General features: G+C 58.5%; 17 protein-coding genes. 3 read left to right on the plus strand and 14 right to left on the minus strand.

The window, feature by feature from the left end; all coding sequences use genetic code 11:
• Positions 1-36 precede the first annotated feature (36 nt).
• The 7 genes from ACQY5P_RS16075 to ACQY5P_RS16105 all read right to left on the minus strand — a co-directional run bounded on the left by ACQY5P_RS16075 (position 37) and on the right by ACQY5P_RS16105 (position 6,808).
• The gene (locus ACQY5P_RS16075; protein ID WP_428407884.1) at positions 37-528 is read right to left on the minus strand and encodes an Hsp20/alpha crystallin family protein; all 492 of its coding nucleotides are present in this window, start codon (positions 526-528) and stop codon (positions 37-39) included.
• Between the two features lie 157 nt (positions 529-685).
• On the minus strand, positions 686-1,144 hold the full coding sequence (locus tag ACQY5P_RS16080; protein WP_428410679.1) for a YaiI/YqxD family protein: 459 nt from the start codon (positions 1,142-1,144) through the stop codon (positions 686-688).
• Between the two features lie 9 nt (positions 1,145-1,153).
• Positions 1,154-1,495 carry an arsenate reductase gene (locus ACQY5P_RS16085; protein WP_428407885.1) on the minus strand — a complete coding sequence of 114 codons (342 nt, stop codon included), beginning with the start codon at positions 1,493-1,495 and terminating at the stop codon, positions 1,154-1,156.
• Complete coding sequence (locus ACQY5P_RS16090) at positions 1,495-2,883, minus strand: pyridoxal-phosphate dependent enzyme (protein ID WP_428407886.1); 1,389 nt, start codon at positions 2,881-2,883, stop codon at positions 1,495-1,497. The genes ACQY5P_RS16085 and ACQY5P_RS16090 overlap by 1 nt, the downstream gene beginning before the upstream one ends.
• A 70-nt stretch (positions 2,884-2,953) precedes the next feature.
• The gene (mnmC, locus tag ACQY5P_RS16095) at positions 2,954-4,870 is read right to left on the minus strand and encodes a bifunctional tRNA (5-methylaminomethyl-2-thiouridine)(34)-methyltransferase MnmD/FAD-dependent 5-carboxymethylaminomethyl-2-thiouridine(34) oxidoreductase MnmC (protein ID WP_428407887.1); all 1,917 of its coding nucleotides are present in this window, start codon (positions 4,868-4,870) and stop codon (positions 2,954-2,956) included.
• A 41-nt stretch (positions 4,871-4,911) separates the two neighbouring features.
• Positions 4,912-5,466: a phasin family protein gene (locus ACQY5P_RS16100; protein ID WP_428407888.1), complete on the minus strand. Its 555-nt coding sequence runs from the start codon at positions 5,464-5,466 to the stop codon at positions 4,912-4,914.
• Between the two features lie 130 nt (positions 5,467-5,596).
• Positions 5,597-6,808 carry a lytic murein transglycosylase gene (locus tag ACQY5P_RS16105; RefSeq protein ID WP_428407889.1) on the minus strand — a complete coding sequence of 404 codons (1,212 nt, stop codon included), beginning with the start codon at positions 6,806-6,808 and terminating at the stop codon, positions 5,597-5,599.
• 181 nt (positions 6,809-6,989) lie between these two features.
• On the opposite strand from ACQY5P_RS16105, the gene ACQY5P_RS16110 reads away from it, so the two are divergent.
• From ACQY5P_RS16110 to ACQY5P_RS16120, 3 genes are all read left to right on the plus strand, one after another.
• Entirely contained in the window at positions 6,990-8,708 is a 1,719-nt protein-coding gene (locus tag ACQY5P_RS16110; protein ID WP_428407890.1) for a dipeptidyl-peptidase 3 family protein, read from the plus strand.
• Positions 8,709-8,710: 2 nt separating this feature from the next.
• Positions 8,711-10,081: a serine hydrolase domain-containing protein gene (locus ACQY5P_RS16115; RefSeq protein WP_428407891.1), complete on the plus strand. Its 1,371-nt coding sequence runs from the start codon at positions 8,711-8,713 to the stop codon at positions 10,079-10,081.
• A gap of 117 nt (positions 10,082-10,198) precedes the next feature.
• Positions 10,199-11,152 carry a homocysteine S-methyltransferase family protein gene (locus ACQY5P_RS16120; protein WP_428407892.1) on the plus strand — a complete coding sequence of 318 codons (954 nt, stop codon included), beginning with the start codon at positions 10,199-10,201 and terminating at the stop codon, positions 11,150-11,152.
• Between the two features lie 74 nt (positions 11,153-11,226).
• Here ACQY5P_RS16120 and ACQY5P_RS16125 read toward each other — a convergent pair whose 3' ends face one another.
• The 7 genes from ACQY5P_RS16125 to ACQY5P_RS16155 form a co-directional block, all read right to left on the minus strand.
• Positions 11,227-12,660: a S41 family peptidase gene (locus tag ACQY5P_RS16125; RefSeq protein WP_428407893.1), complete on the minus strand. Its 1,434-nt coding sequence runs from the start codon at positions 12,658-12,660 to the stop codon at positions 11,227-11,229.
• A 39-nt stretch (positions 12,661-12,699) separates the two neighbouring features.
• Positions 12,700-13,317 (minus strand): TetR/AcrR family transcriptional regulator, encoded by a 618-nt coding sequence (locus ACQY5P_RS16130; protein WP_428407894.1) that lies wholly within the window; start codon positions 13,315-13,317, stop codon positions 12,700-12,702.
• Positions 13,318-13,454: 137 nt separating this feature from the next.
• Positions 13,455-14,351 (minus strand): hydroxymethylglutaryl-CoA lyase, encoded by an 897-nt coding sequence (locus tag ACQY5P_RS16135; protein ID WP_428407895.1) that lies wholly within the window; start codon positions 14,349-14,351, stop codon positions 13,455-13,457.
• Between the two features lie 7 nt (positions 14,352-14,358).
• A complete protein-coding gene (locus ACQY5P_RS16140; RefSeq protein WP_428407896.1) occupies positions 14,359-14,733 on the minus strand; it encodes a hypothetical protein in 375 nt (124 codons plus the stop codon).
• A gap of 76 nt (positions 14,734-14,809) precedes the next feature.
• Entirely contained in the window at positions 14,810-16,819 is a 2,010-nt protein-coding gene (locus ACQY5P_RS16145; protein WP_428407897.1) for an acetyl/propionyl/methylcrotonyl-CoA carboxylase subunit alpha, read from the minus strand.
• 3 nt (positions 16,820-16,822) lie between these two features.
• Entirely contained in the window at positions 16,823-17,353 is a 531-nt protein-coding gene (locus ACQY5P_RS16150; protein WP_428407898.1) for a GNAT family N-acetyltransferase, read from the minus strand.
• Positions 17,354-18,145, minus strand: a complete 792-nt coding sequence (locus ACQY5P_RS16155; RefSeq protein WP_428407899.1) for an enoyl-CoA hydratase/isomerase family protein — start codon at positions 18,143-18,145, stop codon at positions 17,354-17,356. It lies immediately after the preceding gene.
• Between the last annotated feature and the right edge of the window lie 8 nt (positions 18,146-18,153).

Here is an 18,153-nt window from a genome sequence, read left to right on the forward strand (position 1 = left end):
ATCGAGGGCGGCCGCATAGGCCGCCTTCGATTTGGCTTACCCGCGCTGTACGGAAATTTTTCTGGTTCTGGCTTCAAGCTCCTGCGGTTTGGGCAGGGTGAGCTTTAAAACGCCGTTCTTGAATTTCGCCTCAATGGCGTCGGGGTCGACGTCAAAGGGGAGCGACATGGAGCGTTGGAACGAGGCGTAGGAACGACGGGAAACGCCTTCCTTTTCCTCCTCATCCTTCCGCTCGCCGCGGATGGTGAGGAGATTATCGTGCAGTTCCACATCGATATTGTCTTCGTCGACGCCGGGAAGCTCGGCCTCGATTTGAATGGCCTTTCCGGTGTCCTTGTAGTCCATGTGAATGGCTCGGGCGTCATTGCCGCCCTGACTGGCGAACAGCGAAGGCGCGCCAAAGTCGGAAAAGAAATCGTCGAAGAGACGGTTCATCTCCCGATGGAGTTGAAAGAACGGCGCCTCGGCTTCGTCGGCAAGCGCCGGCGCGTTACGGTTGCGATTGAAAACGCTAAGCGGTTTGAACATGACATTGTCTCCTTGCTCGTGAAAGTCGAACAGACAACGTCAATGGGAAAGCGCCAATCGGGCGGCCTCCCGTTGACGACGCCGAGATAGGTTAAAAATCTCCGGCTTCAAGCTTTCCGAAGATAGCCGGTAAAAATTTCGGTGTCTTTGACCGACGTCAACCGACGTCCCGCTTAAGCCGAACCAGAGCCTCATCGAGTTTTTGCAAGAAGCGCGACCGGTCGGATTTTTGAAACCGCGCCGGACCGCCGGAGATCCCTTCCGCCCCGGCGCGCAGATCCGCCATCAGGGCGCGCGCCGCAATGGCCGAGCCGATGGAATCGGCGGTGAATGGCTCGCCTTTCGGACTGATGACCTCGGCGCCGGCCTTGAGGCAGCGTTCCGCCAGAAGGATGTCGGCCGTGATCACGACCGCCCGCGCATGGGCCGCCTCCGCTACATAATCATCCGCCGCATCATAACCGTCGGTCACCGTGACCCGGCGGATCATCTCATGTTTGGGAACGCGTATCGGCTGGTTGGCGACTACTGTTACGAGAACTTCATGCCGGAAGGCGACCTTGTAGACTTCCTCCTTCACCGGGCAGGCGTCAGCATCTACAAGGATTTCAAGCACCGCCAAGACTTAAAGGACCTTGTCCTGAACGTCCTTGGACCAGCCGACAAACACTTGCGTCGGGCCGTTTTCGATGATGGGGCGTTTGATCAGCGTCGGATATTCGGCCATGAGGGCGAGGGCTTTCTTCTCCGTCACATTTTCCTTTTGGGAATCGTCGAGACCGCGCCAGGTGGTCGAGGCTTTATTCAGAAGCTTTTCCCAACCGGCGGCCTTCGCCCATTTCGCGATCTGCGCTTTCGTCACGCCGTCGGCGCGCACGTCGTGGAATTCGACACTCTCGCCCGCCGCATCGAGTGCCTTCATGGCTTTCTTGCAGGTGTCGCAGTTTTTGAGGCCGTAGAGGATCATCACGCCACCTGAAGCCGCAGATAATTCAGCAAATCCGTCCGCGTAATCAGCCCTTCAAATTTCCCGTTGTTCAGCACCACCGCCACGTGGCCTTTCGCGAAGATGGGGAGGAGGGACTGCATGTCCTGCCGCGCGTCGACAGTCTCCACGCGATAGGTCATGGCGGATTTCACCGGGTCCCTGAACTTGTCGCGGTTCCTGACGACGGCGAAGAGCAGATCCTCTTCGTCGAGGAGGCCGTTGACATCGCCGTCATCGTCCAGGACCGGCAATTGCGAAATGTCGTAGAGCTTCATCTTGCCGTAAGCGCTCATCAGCGTGTCGTCGGGTTTCACCGTGACGGTTGCGTGCTCGGAATGGCGGCGCGTGATGAGATCGGTGAGGTCGCCTTTGGGCGGGCGCTTCAGGAAGCCCTGATCGTACATCCAGTAATCGTTGAACATCTTGGAGAGATATTTCTCGCCGCGGTCGCAGACGAAGGCGACGACGCGTTTCTTTTCCTTCTGCTCGCGGCAATATTTGAGCGCCGCGGCGAGGATTGTACCCGACGACGAACCGCCAAGGATGCCCTCTTTCTTCAGGAGATCGCGCGCCGCCTCGAAGCTTTCCTTGTCGGTGATGTCATAGGCTTTCTTGACGTGCGAAAGGTCGGCGATATCGGGAATGAAATCCTCGCCGATGCCCTCGACCAGCCAGGAGCCGAGTTGGTTCGGGATCGAGCCTTTGTTCACATAATCGGTGAGGATCGAACCTTGCGGATCGGCGAGGATGATCTCGGTCTTAAGCGATTTCTCTTTGAAGAAGCGCGACAACCCGGTGATGGTGCCGGAGGAGCCGACGCCCGCGACGACCGCGTCCACATCGCCGTCGAGCTGGCCGTAAATTTCCGGCCCCGTCGTCTCCTCATGGGCCTTGGGGTTCGCCTCGTTGCAGAACTGGTTGACGTAATAGGCGCCGGTTTCGTCGGCGATTCGCTGCGCCATGTCCTGATAATAATCGGGGTGGCCCTTGCCCACGTCGGAACGCGTCAGGCGCACATCCGCGCCGAGGGCTTTGAGGTGAAAGATTTTCTCCTGCGCCATCTTGTCGGGCACGACGATGATGGTCTTGTAGCCCTTCTGCGCGGCGACGAGCGCCAGGGCGAGGCCGGTATTGCCCGCCGTCGCCTCGATGATCGTGCCGCCAGGCTTCAGCTTGCCCTCGCGCTCGGCCGCTTCGATCATGGCGACGCCGATGCGGTCCTTGATGGAGCCGCCGGGGTTCGACGATTCGAGTTTGAGGTAGAGTTCGCAGGGGCCCGCGTCGAGGCGCGAGGTTCTCACCATCGGTGTCATGCCGATCCCCTCAAGCACATTGTCGTAGACGGGACCGAAAGGCGTTTCGCGCATGGCTGGCTTCCTCAACTGAAGGGCGTGAAGCGGGCTTACCCCAAAGCGCCAATGCCTCGCAAGGATGGTATTATCGGGCGCCGGCGCGCTTCAAATCGCGGATAAAAAAGCGCGCAGGGTGCAGCGCTTGCAGGATTGTCGCGTCTGCGGGCGCGCCTGAGATTTCGGCGGCGATGAGCGCGGCGGCGTAAGGCGCGGTGACAAGCCCGCGCGAGCCGAGCCCGGAGAGAATGAAAAGGCCGGGCCGGTTTTCGCCCGGCGGATAGTCCTTTTGTTTCCCGGTTCTGAGGCCATCATAGGCGCCGCTGTAAAAACCCCAGTCGGGCAAGGGCCCGCAGACCGGAAGGCGGTCAGGCGTGGTGCAGCGCACCGATGCGCGCGGGCGGGATTTCGCAGCGTCGAGCTTTGCGGCGAAGTCGGGAAGCGTTCGGGCGATTGCTGCGACGTTCGATTGTGTCGCTTCCGCCGTAAAGCGCGCCTCGGCTCCGATGGCGATGGGCGCATACGTCGCGCCGATGATGGCGCCGCCTTTCGGACTGGGGGCCGCATAAGAACCGAAAGCATGCGCATGGTCCGGCGGCGGCGCATCCGGAAACCAGTCGATCTGTCCTGCAGAACCGGACATCGGCAGCGTGCGCGCATCGGCGAAGCGCAGGGCGTCGAGCCCGTTGGCGATGACAATTGCGTTGAACTCCTCTTCGCTTTTGCTCGCGACGACGCGCCAACCTTTTGCCGTTTGAACGAGACGGTTCACCTTTTCTTCGATGACAGGCGTTTCGCCTAAGAGCGCGCGCACAAAAGCGGGCGGATCGACGACACCGCCTTGCCGGAAAAACAATCCTGTTGGATTGTTTTCGATCCAGCCTTCGGGCAACGCGCCTTGGGCCAGCAGCTTTTCTTGCCGCTCGCGCTCTTTTTCGTTGGTTGCATGATGAAGAACGCCGCAGGGCGTGAAAACTGCATCCCCGAGCACTGACAGCAAACGTTGCGTGTGGAGATAGGCGAGACTGTGAAAGGCGCCGGCTGGAGTGTCTCCTGCATCGAGCCGCGGCATGACAAGGCCCGCCGGATTGCCCGATGCGCCGCTCGCTGCCGCAGTTGCTTCATAGACGGCAGGCTGAAATCCGGCGGCGGTCAAAGCGTGCGCGAGGCTTGCGCCTGCGATCCCGGCGCCGATCACCGCCACCCGCGCGCCGGGTGTCAGCGGTTTGCCCGCGGGCAGCCATGGCGCGCGTTTATTTTCATTGCGGGGCGTGTCGATGCGGCCCGCCAGCATTTCTTTTTTGCGGCCGAAGCCCGGACGCTTTTCCCAGTGAAAGCCCGCCGCTTCCAAGGCGCGGCGCACGCCGCCTGCGACAGTGAAAGTGGCGAAGCTGGTGCCTGGTTTCGAAAGCCGCGCGAGCTCGCGGAAAATATCTTCCGACCACAAATCGGGATTCTTGGCCGGAGAAAACCCGTCAAGAAACCATGCGTCTACGCCGCCTTCGGCGCGCGCGAGACCTTCCATCGCATCGCCATAGAAAAGCGTCAGCGAGACGTCGCCGAATGTGAGAAAGTGAAAGCCCGGATGCGGCGGGGGGAGACTGGCGCGCAAGCGTGCGGCAAGGTCAGCTAGTTCAGGCCATGCCCCATGAGCATGGGCTACATCGTCAGAGGAAAGAGGGTAGGCCTCGAAAGAAAGAAAATTCAGCCGCGCGCCGGGCGGTTTCGCGGCCTTAGTCCAAGCATCCCAGACGGCGAGGAAATTGAGCCCGGTGCCGAAGCCTAACTCTCCGATATGAAAACGCAGCGCATTGAAACGTGCCGGAAGATCGTTGCTCGCAAGAAAAACGTGGCGCGTTTCAGCAAGACCCTCGCCGGAGAAATAGACATCGTCGAAGCGCGCCGATCGCGGCGCAAAAGAAGAGGGCGCATCCCCGGCCTTACACTGACCTTCGGATGCGCCCCATTCAATCCCTGCTTTTTCTATGCGCTTTCCGCCGCTCATGAGGAGGAGATTTAGCGCAAGGCGAAGCCAAAGTCTTTACGTTAGGCTTTCAGCGGGAAAGCGAAGAATTTTTCGAAGGCTTTCATGTTCGCGAACGGCGTTTCAACGGGCGTCATGGTTTCGCGCGCCGCCTCTACAGAGCGTTCGGTCAGTTCGCGGGCGTGCGCCATGCGAGTCTCAAAAAGTTTCGTCCAGTAGGTCTGCTGAACGCTCAGCGCATCGGCGAAGGTTTTGGCCTTGCCGAGGTCGGAAGCGAACTGAACGGCGTTTGTCATTTCTTCCTGCGCCGCTTCCATTAGGCGAGCGTTGGTTTTCGCCGCATGATCCTGCGCTGCTTTCATGCGGGCTTGTGCTGTTTCGGAAAGGTCTTCCGCCTGCGCGCGCATATCGTCGAAATTGCCGGTGAAGGACGACATCATCGCTTCGAATTGTTGTTGCGCATTCTTCGCCCAGTCGGCGGCGGACGCAGAAGAGAAAGACATGACATCCGCCGTTTCGGAAGCAACTTCCCTGGCGTTCGTCTCGATTTCGGCTGCAGTTTCCGTTACGGCGTCAGCGGCCTTTTTCGCTGCGGTTTTCGTCGTGGTGGTGGCCATGAGGCGCTCCTTATCCCTTAAATCCCTGGCGCTGCGCATAAGTTTGTGCGGCGCAGCAATGGCGGCGATATAGGGGCTTTTCCGCAGTGCAGCAAGGTGTTTCTTGGGAAAATTCCCACGAAAAATGCGCCTAACGGAGCGCCTCCAGCACCGCGGCTGAGGCGTAGCCGTCAGCGGGCAGACCCGCCTGTTGCTGCCAGGCCCGGAGCGCGCGCTTGGTCCCAGCGCCGATGATCCCGTCCACGGGGCCGGGGTCGAAGCCTCGGTCTTTCAGGGCCTGCTGCAAGGCCTTGCGCTCCTCGAGCGTCAGGGGCCTGTCGTCCCGCGGCCATGACGCGGTGACCGCGCCGCTGCGCCCGGCGATTTCCTCGGAAAGGAGCGAGACGGCGAGCGCGTAAGAGGTGGAGCGGTTGTATTTCAGGATTGCCCCAAAATTATCGAAGACAATGAAGGCGGGTCCGCGCGCGCCGGCGGGAATAATGAGCCGCCCGCGCATATTCGGATCGAAGCGTTCGATAAGCCCCGGTCCCCGGATCGCCTCAACACCGCCAGCCGCCCATTCGACAACCGCCTTTTTAACGTCGCTGTCCGCGAGAGAATAATCGAATCCGGAAGGCAGCCTCACCTCAACGCCCCAAGGTTCGTTCGCGCGATACCCGGAAACGCTTAAGTAATTTGCGGTCGAAGCGAAAACGTCGCCAAGATTGCTCCAAATGTCGCGGCGCCCGTCGCCGTCATGATCGATAGCGTAGGAAAGATATGTAGTCGGAATAAATTGCGTATGGCCCATGGCCCCGGCCCAAGAGCCTTTAAGCTCGCTGCGCGTTGCATAGCCATGCTGAATGATCTTGAGCGCGCCGATAAGCTGGCTGCGGCCGTAGCCGGTGCGCCGTCCCTCGAAAGCAAGCGTCGCCAGCGCCTGAATGGCGTCGTAATCGCCCATGATCGCGCCATAAGAAGATTCAAGGCCCCAGATGGCGGCAATGATCTCCGCATCGACGCCGTAAGCGTCTTCGATCAGCGAGAAGAGGCGCTGGTTCTCAAGATATTTGGTTTTGCCGTTGTTGATGCGAGTCGCGGAGACGGCGCTGTCGAGGTAATCCCAAACGCCGCGGGCGAATTCCGGCTGATTGTCGTTAAGCTCATAAACGCGCGGATTGATGGAAAGGCCCGTCAGCGCTTCGTCGAGGACGCTATCGGAAATTCCCGCCGAAGCGGCCTCGGCGCGGAAGCTTTTGAGCCAATGGTCGAAATCCCCCGGATTGGCCCGAGCGGGGGATAGACCTGCGCCGGAAAGGCTGATGGCGGCGAACGCTCCGAGACTTATCAGCCAGCTTTTCATTCCGCCCCCTTTGCGCTCACGCGAATCATACAATCGGCCAAAAATCATAATTTCAAAGCAATATTCAAACCCTCGCATGGCCGCAAGGCCGGATTATGGCGGGCTTTGCCGGAAGGGAAAGGAGCGGCTAGATTGCTGCGCAAAGAGGCGGTCCGGCCGCCGGAATTGTTAAGGATCAGACATGAAAAAACCGAAGTTCGCCCCCCTGGTCGCCGTTTCGGCGCTGGCGCTCGCCGCTGCCTGTTCCCGCGAAACGACAACCGCGCCGCAAGCCGCGGCGCCGGCAACGGCCGAAACCGCAGCGGACGCCAGTGAGGTGAAGATGAAGGCTTCCGAAGAAGAATTGAAAGCCATGCGCGCCCAGTTCGCGGTGGTGGACATGGAGGCGGACACGTCCTTCCTTACTGATGAAGAGCGCCAGGTCATCAACAAGCTGAATCAGGTCTGCAATCTCATGTCGGAAATCTATCTGCGTCAGCGCAGCGAGATGAATCCCGAATGGCGCGCAGAAATCGAGGCGAGCGGCAATGAGCTTCTCCTTGAAATGTTCGATCTCCATTTCGGCCCCTGGGACACGCTGGACCACAACAAGCCATTCTATGGCGATATGGAAATGCCGGCGGGCGCTGCGTTTTACCCTGCGGACATGACCAAGGAAGAATTTGCGAAATGGATCGTCGACCATCCGGAAGATGAGGAAGCGTTCACCTCGGGCTATACGGTGATCCGGCGCACCGAAGACGGAGGTCTCAAAGCCATTCCCTATTCCGAACATTACCGCGAATGGCTGGAGCCCGCGGCGCAGCTTTTGCGCGAGGCGGCGGAGATCACCACCAATGAGAGCCTCAAGACCTTCCTGACGCTGCGCGCTGAGTCTTTCCTCTCGGACGATTATTATGAATCGGAAATGGCGTGGATGGATCTCGAAGGTCCCATCGAAGCCGCCATCGGGCCTTACGAAGTCTACACGGACGGGCTCTTCGGCTACAAAACCGCCTTCGAGGCGTTCATCACCATAAAGAACCCGGAAGAAAGCGCGGCGCTCGCCAAATATAAGGACTATCTCCGCGACATGGAGGCGAACCTGCCGGTAGATGAAAGCTACAAGAATTTCAAGCGCGGGTTTGAATCGCCTATCGCCGTCACCTATCAGGTGCATGGCGGCGGCGACAATGTGCCCGGCGTTCAGACCATCGCCTTCAACCTGCCTAATGATGAACGTGTGCGCGAGGCGAAGGGCGCAAAAAAAGTTCTCTTGAACAATGTTCTCGGCGCCAAGTTCGACCGCATTCTCGCGCCCATGGCCGATGAAGTGCTGGTCGACGGGCAGGCGCAGCTGCTCATGAAGGAATATATGTCCGGCGAAACGCTATTCCATGAACTGTCTCACAGCCTCGGGCCGGGCACGATTACGGTCAACGGTGAGGAAACCACAGTCAACGCGCAGTTGCAGGAGCTTTATTCCGCCATTGAGGAAGGCAAGGCCGACGTCATGGGCGCCTATAACATCCTCTACATGATGGAGCGGGGCGAGATGCCGGCGGCGGAGAAGAACAATTTTCTTGCCACCTATTTTGTCGGGCTTTTCCGGGCCATGCGTTTCGGTGTCAACGAAGCGCACGGACAGGGGGCGGCGTTCCAGTATTCCTATTTCAAGAAGGCCGGCGCCCTCTCATGGAATGCGGAGGAAGAACGCTTCGTTCTCGATTTCGCCAAACTCGAACAGGCGATTTCAGACCTGACGCGGGATGTCGTCATCGTCCAGGGCGATGGAAACTACGAAAAAGCAAAGGGGTTCCTCGATCAATACGCAAAGCTCGACGCGAATGCCGAAAAAGTCATCGCCTCGCTCACCGATCTGCCGGTCGACATTCAGCCTGTTTATGAGGAAAAGCTTTAGACATGCGTTTTCTTATCGCTATCGCCAGCGCCTTCTGCATCTCAACCGGCGCTGCGCATGCGCAAGAGCCTGACCCCGCTCATTTGTCGCTTGTCGCCGGCTACAAGGCCGCCTTCACCTGTTCGGCGCATTTCAACGCCGGCCGCACGGTGGAGGAAATCGATGGCGATGAGCTTCACCGCATCTATCCCGACTATCGCGAAGCCATGACAGCGCTGCCTGATGCAGTAATCGACGAAAAGAAAAAGACCGTTACGGTCAGTTATGAGGGTGGCAAGCGCATGGCGGCGTGGCGGCCATATCTTGGGTGCGCGCAACTGCCGAGCGGCGATGGCGATGGGTCAATCAGCAAGCTTCCCTATGTTAAATCCGTCTGGGACCGCCCGGCGCCGCCGCCGCTGACCGAAAATCTCAGCGATGACCTCGAGCTTTCGCAGACTGTCAACAACGCCTTCGACCGGGCGACCTATGGGGAAGGGACTGAAACGACGGCGGTTCTGGTCATGAAAGACGGCGCCATTGTTGCGGAGAAATACCGCGAAGGCTTCGATGCGATGACGCCCCAGCGAACATGGTCGGTGGCGAAGTCGATCGCCGCCACGGTGATCGGCGCGGCCGTTCATGACGGTCTTATAAAGATCGACGAACCGGCTGGTCTGAAAGTCTGGTCATCCCCTGGCGATCCGCGCGGACATATCACGCTCGAGAACCTGTTGCACATGTCGAGCGGTTTGACCTCGCCGACAGCGGGAAACCGCACGGACGATGTCTATTTCGGCGGCGGCCGCGTCGTCGATCACGCGATCACAAACCGTCTTGTCGCCGAACCGGGAGCGCTGTGGCGCTATGCGAACAACGACACGATGACCGTGATGCGCGCCTTGCGCGAGCGCATGAAAAACGACCAGCAATATATCGAATACCCGTTCTGGCGAGTGCTCTTGCCGCTGGGCATGGAGCGTACCTTTCTAGAAACCGACTGGAACGGCGATTTCGTTATGTCGTCGCAGGTTTGGACGACCGCGCGCGATCTTGCGCGCATTGGGCTGCTTTATCTTAATGACGGCATGTGGGACGGAAAGCGCATCCTACCTGAGGGCTGGGCGGACTATGTGGCGACGCCGGCCCCGGCGCAGCCGCCTCTGACTCGAGCCAACGGAGCGCAAATGCCCGGCTATGGCGCGCAGTTCTGGCTTTTCGGCGAGCGTCACGGCCTGCCCGACGGAACCTATGCGGCGCAGGGCAATCGCGGGCAGTATCTGGTCATCATTCCGTCGCGCGACGTGCTGATTGTCCGCCGCGGTTTCGACGATGGCGGCGGTTTCGATATTGCGGCGTTTTCGGCTGATATACTCGCTGCGCTGGAAAATTGATTTTCTGTAACTGATCGCTTTTCCCTGTCCAAAGTCAGGGGTTTCAACCTCCTTTCGCCAGTAATGAGGGCAAGGACGCCTTCCTATCTCCGGTATCCAGTAGAAAGGAGAGTTCCCATGGGGAGATTTAATAATGACCTGCCGCAGCTCGGAGGGGAGATATTCCTGACCGACAGCGGCATGGAAACCGACCTTATTTTCAACAAAGGTTTCGACCTGCCGTTTTTTGCGTCTTTTACACTGTTGAAAAACCCGAAAGGTCGGGCGGCGATGCGCGGTTATTGTCTGGAACATGCGCTGCTGGCGAAACGGCGCGGCTTTGGCTTTATTTTCGAAAGCGCAACCTGGCGGGCGAGCCCCGACTGGGGCGTGAAACTCGGGTTGGACAAGAACGCCCTCGTAGCGGCGAACCGGGACGCCATCGCCCTTGTTGAGGAGGTCCGCGACGAGGCGGCGCTTGAAACGCCGTTCGTAATCTCAGGCAATGTCGGTCCGCGCGGCGACGGATATAAATCCGGCGCTTTGATGACCGTTACAGAAGCGGAAGATTACCACTCGTTTCAGGCGGAGATTTTTGCGCACACCGCCGCCGATCTCGTGACTGCGCTCACCATGAACAACACGCCCGAGGCAATCGGTTTCGCCAATGCCGCGGCGGCCGCCGGCATGCCTTGCGCGATTTCATTCACCGTGGAGACGGACGGGCGCCTGCCGTCCGGGCAGCCGCTCGGCGAGGCGATCATGGAAACCGATTTCGAAGCGCGCAAACAGCCCGCCTATTACATGATCAACTGCGCTCATCCCACCCATTTCACGTCCGTTTTGATGGAAGGCGAGCACTGGCTGTCGCGTCTGCGCGGCTTGCGCGCCAATGCTTCCAAATGCTCCCATGCCGAACTCGATGAAGCAGAGACGCTGGATGACGGCAATCCGGGTGAGTTTGGCCTTGAAAACGCGGCGCTGCGCCGTCTCGTGCCGTCGTTGACTATTTTCGGCGGATGCTGCGGCACGGACCTGCGTCATGTGGAGGCGATCGCCGCGGTGCTTGGCCAGAAGAAAAAAGTTGCTTAAAGCCCGCTTTTTTTAAAGCCGTCCTGGAACTCCAGGACGGCGCTTCATTTTGCGGTTGCGCCGGTCTGTCCAGCTTATCTTGTCGTTGTTTCATCGGTTTCGCGAATAAGATGAATAATCGCTTCAATCGCGTCGCCATGTGAGGCGACAGGATCTTCTGCGTCGAAGACGACAAATGAAACTTGCGGTGGAATTCCTCTACCGGCGAAGACTTCCCCATCGGGCGACGCGAAGGTTTCATTGGCGAGCTCCAATATCCATCCGTTAGGCAACACTTTCGATAGAGGCGTAGAAAAGGCTCCGCGCGTTGGTTGCCCAATCTGTGTCACGTTCGGCAGCTGTCGAAGCGATAGCGTCGCAATTTCGCCGCCGCTCACCGTAACATCGCTCGTCAAAAGGAACACTGGTCCGATGAAACGGTTGTCCCTCTCTGGTTCGATCACCTTTATCACCGGCTGCAGATTTTCTCCTTTTGCTGACACGCTGTAAGCGTGAAACGATGTATCCGTGAAGCGTGCGGCAAGACGGCGGGCGATTTCATCATAACCGCCGCGATTGTTTGACAGGTCGAGGATGACTGCTTTTTTGCCTGAAAATTCAGCGAATGCCTCGTCGAGGGTTTTGTCCATAATGCGCAGTTCGCTTGCCGCCCATTCGGGGTCGTCTATCTCCAACCCTGCGAATCCGCCCATCTGGAAGACCTGCAAATAGCCGATCTCGCCATCGATAAGCCCCCAAAGAATGCGGTCTTCAGCAACATGTTGTGCGCCCGGATCCAGCAGGCGATCGGTCAGTTGAACAATCAGACCGATGAGCCATTCCGTTTCCCGGTTTTCGTTCCTTATGTTGGAAAGGGTTTGTCCGAGACCATATTGCACGCGTCTGCGCCCGTCGGCCGTGAAAGCGATCAGACGAGTGTGCGAATCCTGTAAGGCGCTCAAGATATGATCGGCAGCGTCTAGAAAACCTTCTTCAGTTTTATTGTTATTGAAGATTTCCAATGCTTGCCCTTTCAGCTGCAGCCAGTCAGCCCCACGATCATTGAAATGCGCATAGTGTTCTTCGAACATGGAAATGAAAACTGCAAACGATGCTTCAAGCGATCCATCAGTCGGATTCAGGCAGTCATTAGGAAGAGCAACGAGCCTGTCAAAGATAGGTCCGACGGAATCCGGGCCATACATAAACATCGCAGACTGACCATCCCCGGTTACTTTATAATGAGAAAACGGCAGAGACAGCATGGCTGTCTGACCGGCCGCCCCCTCTGGGCGTGCATAACAGCCGTGGACGCCAGATTCGTATTGAGTGATCACGCCATTTTCGATTTCAAGAACCCATCCATATCCGCGTGAGCGCCAAGTTCCGTCGACGTGATGGGTCTTATCTTCTGCTATGCTCAGGCGTTCTGATTGAAAGACCGGGCGCGCCGGAAGACCCGGAGCATCTGTCGGAGAAGAGACACATCCAGAGACCGCTAAGATGAAAAAGGCAAGGATAATTCGCATGATACGCCCAGGATTAGAAAAATGACCACGGTCATTTTTCTAATCCTGGGCGGGTCCCTTAGTCAAGCGCGCTTCGTCGGCGAGCGCGAACAGACTGTCGAGTCGCTCCTTGGCGATCGCCGATAGGGCGCGCTTTTCGCCGCTTATGCGCCATTCTCGCGCGGCGCCAGTTAGGATGGCGCCTATAAGAGAAGCGAGTTCTCCTGCAGTGACAGGCAGAGGACCCGCCTTTTCCTCCTCTTTCAGAAGGACTGCTTCGAGAATGGTGAAGATGCGTTTATCGACTTCCGCCTCGGCTTCAGCGATGGAGGCATTGTCATTTTCGTTTGCGAATTTTGCCGCCAGCAGCTCCGGCTCTGAAAGCAATTCATCGAGAGGTTTGTAGACGACCAAGTCAAGCGCCTCGGCCAGGGTCTCTATTTTTGCATCATCCGTCGGCAATGAAGCAGTTTTATACCACACTGCGATCACATCGGCTTTGGTGTTAAAGTAATTGAAGAATGTTCCCTTGGCTGTGCCTGCTGCGTTGGTAATATCGGAGATGGTGACGGCGTTAAAGCCACGCTTGCGAAACAGACGTAAGGCAGATCGCAAGAGTTTGTCCCGCGTCGTCGTTTTCTTCGATTCACGCCGCGAGGGCGGTTTTGGTTTTGCCATGATCTGAAAGCGCCCAATCCCGGCGTAAAGCTAATTTCCTTTATGCGTGTATACAAAGTTTCTTTTAGCGCCCAAAATATTGAGTCGGCCTGCCGCCGCTTAGAGCCATGGCGATGGGCGCGCCGCACTTTCCAGCTTCAGCTTTCGCTCTTGCGGGCGAGCGTGACCTTCGAGCCCGGCTTGCGTCCGAGCTTTTCGGAGATCCAGACGCTCGTTTCCATGAGGGAGTCGAGATCGACGCCTGTCTCAAAACCGGAGCGGGCGAGAGAGTAGACCACATCCTCGCTCGCCACATTGCCGCTGGCGCCTTTCGCGTAAGGACAGCCGCCGAGGCCGGAGACGGAAGAGTCGAACACCGTCACGCCTTCGCCAAGGGCCGCCCAGATATTGGCGAGCGCCTGTCCATAGGTGTCATGGAAATGACCGGCGAGGGCTGCAACGGGGATTTCCGCCGCGACGGCGCGGATCAGGGCCTTCGTTTCCTCCGGCGTGCCGACGCCAATCGTGTCGCCCAGCGAAATTTCGTAGCAGCCCATCTCGTAAAGCGTCTTGGCGACGGGCGTGACCTGTGCCGGCGTGATTTTTCCTTCATAAGGACAGCCGAGCACGCAGGAGACGTAGCCCCGCACGCGGATGCCGTCCGCCTTCGCCGCCTCAATGACCGGTTTGAAACGTTCCAGGCTCTCTGCGATGGAGCAGTTGATGTTTTTCTGGCTAAAGCTTTCCGAAGCCGCGCCGAAAACCGCAACGGTGTCCGCATTGGCGGCGCGGGCGCCCTCATAGCCCTTCATGTTCGGCGTCAGCACCGGATAGGAAATGCCGGGCGCACGCTTGATCGTTGTCATTACCTCGTCGGACGCCGCCATCTGAGGCACCCATTTCGGTGAAACGAAGGCGCCGCCCTCCACATGTTTGAAACCGCAGGAAGCGAGCCGCTCGATCAGCTCGACCTTGGTCGCTACGTCAATGACCTGCGCTTCGTTCTGCAAGCCGTCGCGCGGACCGACTTCAACGAGTATGATGGGATGGGTCATGTTTAACTTACTTATCCAAATACCACCAAAACCATATCGTTTGGTGACCCACATTTTTCAATTCGCTTGATATAGACCAATCTCCACTCCCTTCGAGAATATCTTGAACTCCTTTTTCTAGGCTTTCGGCCATATCTTTTGACACAGTTACATATGCGACATCGTTCTTGGTCGTAACGCTTAGAAATCCTTCGGAAGCATTCTGATCCAAAAGGATCTCCAACAATTTCCATGTGTGTGCTTGGGTTCTATAATTGGGCGCCGACAAAACTCTTTCAGTGGGTTTGCATAGATTGAATTTTGCAGTTCTGTCGCTTGGCATCCGCATTTTTTTGCGAAGCCCTGTCAGCAAAGCATTGCAACCCTCATTGTCAGCCGACAAGTGGAATCCTCTGTATCCCTTGCTGGCGTGTTCGTATCTCCAGAAGAATATCTTATAATTTTCTGACACGGAAACTTTAAGCGCTTTCCTCGAACTCAACCAGCAAGTCTCCGTCTTTTACCTGATCGCCGGGCTGGAACTTGTACGCCTTGATGACTCCGTCAAAGGGCGCCTTGATGGCGTGCTCCATTTTCATGGCTTCCATGACGAGGAGGGGCTTGCCCGCCTCGATGGCGTCGCCGGGCTTCGCCGAAAGCAGCGTCACAACGCCGGGCATGGGCGCGGTGAGGGACCCTTCGCTCGAATGATGCGCGGAAATCCCGGCGAGGGGATCGGGGAAGGCGAGGTCCCAATAATCCGCGCCGATCCACACGCGCAACTTATCGTTATGAGGCGCGGCGAAAGCGGTGAAATCTTCACCGTCGACGCTGAGGCGCATGGCGTTGCTCGTGAACACGCCTGAAAACGAAAACTGAATGGGGTTTTGCGGTTCGCGGCCTTCCCGGCGCGCGGCGGCGGAGGCGTCGGGCTCCAGCGTCGCATTGAATTTGCCGCCCGTTTTCGACAGGCGCAAAATCGCGGCATGGCCTTCATGCTCGATCCAGATCACCTCATGATGGGGCCGGTTGAGACGGAATCCCGTGAGCGCGCTCCAAGGGTCGTTGTCATTGCTTGACGCATTCGCGCGCTTCCACAGCGCCGCTGCAGCCCATTGTTTCGGACCGGCAGGCGTTTTCGCGAAAAGCGCGCCGTCATGTTCCTCGATGAATTTAGTCGAGACCTCACCCGCGATGAAATCGGGTTCGGCGGCGAGGGCGTGAAGAAACGCCGCATTGGTTTCGAGGCCGGCGACGCGGGTTTCGGAAAGCGCTGCGCGCATAGCGCCGAGGGCTTCCTCGCGGGTTTTTGCATAAGTGATGATCTTCGCGATCATGGGGTCATAGAAAGGCGTGATGGCTTGGCCTTCCTCAACGCCCGAATCGATGCGCGCGGTTTCGGCGGGAAGCGCCAAGGTCGTCAGCGTCCCGATAGATGGCGCGAAATTCTGGTTCGGATTTTCCGCATAAAGCCGCGCCTCGAAAGCGTGACCGGTCTCGGCAATTTCATCCTGCGTCAGCGGCAGGCCTTCGCCCGCGGCGATGCGGAGTTGCCATTCGACAAAGTCCTGGCCAGTGATCATCTCTGACACCGGGTGCTCCACTTGAAGCCGCGTATTCATTTCCATGAAATAGACGGCGTCTTTGTCCGCGTCGTAGAGGAACTCCACCGTCCCTGCGCCGCGATAGTTCACCGCCTTGCCTGCGTCGACGCCCGCTTGCAGCAGCGTCGCGCGGGTTTTGGCGGGCAGGCGCGGCGCGGGCGCTTCCTCGATCACCTTCTGGTGGCGGCGCTGGACGGAACAATCGCGCTCGAACATGTGGATGACTTCGCCTTTGCCGTCGCCGAAAATCTGCACCTCGACATGCCGCGCGCGCGTCACATATTTCTCGATCAGAAAGCGATCATCGCCGAAGGCGGATTTCGCCTCGCGCTGTGCGGATTTTAAAGCGTCTTCAAGGTCTTCCTCGCGCGCGACCATGCGCATGCCCTTGCCGCCGCCGCCCGCCGTCGCTTTCAAGAGCACCGGGTAGCCGATGCGCTTGGCTTCTTTCTTGAACGTCTCAACAGACTGGTCTTCGCCTTGATAGCCGGGCGTCGTCGGGACGTTCGCCGCCTCCATCAAATTCTTCGCCGCTGATTTAGATCCCATGGCGCGAATCGTTTCCGCCGTCGGGCCTATGAAGGTGATCCCGGCCTTGTCGAGCTCTTCGGCAAAGCGCTCGTTCTCGGAAAGGAAGCCATAGCCCGGATGCACTGCCTCGGCGCCAGTCTTTTTACAGGCGTCGATGATCTTGTCAGCTTTGAGATAGCTTTCCGCTGCAGCGGAGGGGCCGATGTGAACTGCCTCGTCGCAGGCTCTGACATGCGGCGCGTTCCGGTCTGCGTCGGAATAGACGGCGACGGTCGCGACGCCCATCCGGCGCGCCGTTCTTGCGACGCGAACGGCGATCTCTCCGCGATTGGCGATGAGGATTTTCTTGAACATGCTTTAGCTCACCATGTCGAAGGCGGGATGATAATGGATGGTGCGGATTTCGTCGGGCGCGACGCCGCCGAACTCGTCCTTGTCGTGCGCAATGATGCGAAAGGCGTCGCCAGCATCGAAACCCGCCCAAGTCATTTTGCGCTTGGCCGCAGGCTCGAAACCGAAACGCGCGTAATAATCCGGATCGCCCAGCACGGCGATCAATCGCGCATTGCGTTTCCGGCAAAGCTCGATGCCTTTCTCCACCAGCTTGGCGCCGACACCCTGTCGCTGATGTTCCGGCGCCACGGCGAGGGGACCGAGTCCCAAAAGCAGTCCGTCGAGGTCGGGTTTGCAGCTGACGCGCGTGAAGGCGCAATAGCCGACAATGACGCCGCTGATTTCAGCCGCAAGCTGAATCTCAACAGCATGTTCGGACCACAATTCGCGCATGAGCTCCGCCTCGTCGTCGCGCTCGAAAGCGCTTTTGACGAGACCATGAATGGCGTCATGATCGTCGTCCGTGACATCGCGGATGAGGAGGCCAAGGGTCATTCAGTCCTTCAGCCAGTTCGGTTTGCGTTTCTCGAGGAAAGCCGTCACGCCTTCCCTGCCTTCGTCGCTGGCGCGCGTCTTGGCGATCATGCCGGCGGTTTCCTCCATCACGGCATCGCCAAGCGGGCGGTAGGCGACCTTGCGGATGAGCTCTTTCGCGAGCCCCTGCGAGTGCGGCCCGCAGACCAGAAGATCGCCGAGGGTTTCTTCAAGTGCGTCATTCAGCGCATCGGCCGCGACGACCTTGTGAAGAAGACCAATACGCTGCGCTTCGGCGGCGTCGAAACGCTCGCCCGTCGTGAAATAACGCCGCGCCTGACGCACAGTGATGGCCTGAATGACAAAGGGCGAAATGACGGCGGGGATAAGCCCGACACGCACTTCCGAAAGTGCAAAGAAGGATGTGTCGGCGCCGATGGCGATATCGCATGCGGCAATGAGGCCGAGCCCGCCGCCCATGGCCGGGCCGTTGACGAGCGCCACGGTCGGCTTTGGCGCGTGATAGATGGAGGAGAGCATATGCCCGAGACGGCGGGCATCGTCCTTGTTTTCAGCAGCGGAATATTTCGAAGCGCGTTGCATCATATTGAGGTCCGCGCCCGCGGAAAACGCCTTGCCAGCGCCGGTCAGGACGATGACGCGCACATTCGGATCGGCATTCAACCGCCCCATGCTTTCGCAGATCTCGCTGATGAGATCTTCGTTGAAGGCGTTGCGGATGTCCGGCCGGTTCATGGTCAGCCGCGCGACGCCGCGCTGGTCAATAGTGGTGATGAGAACTTGTTCAGCCATTTTCGTTC

The sequence above is a fragment of the Hyphococcus sp. genome (assembly GCF_965267305.1).
Taxonomy (GTDB): Bacteria; Pseudomonadota; Alphaproteobacteria; order Caulobacterales; family Parvularculaceae; genus Hyphococcus.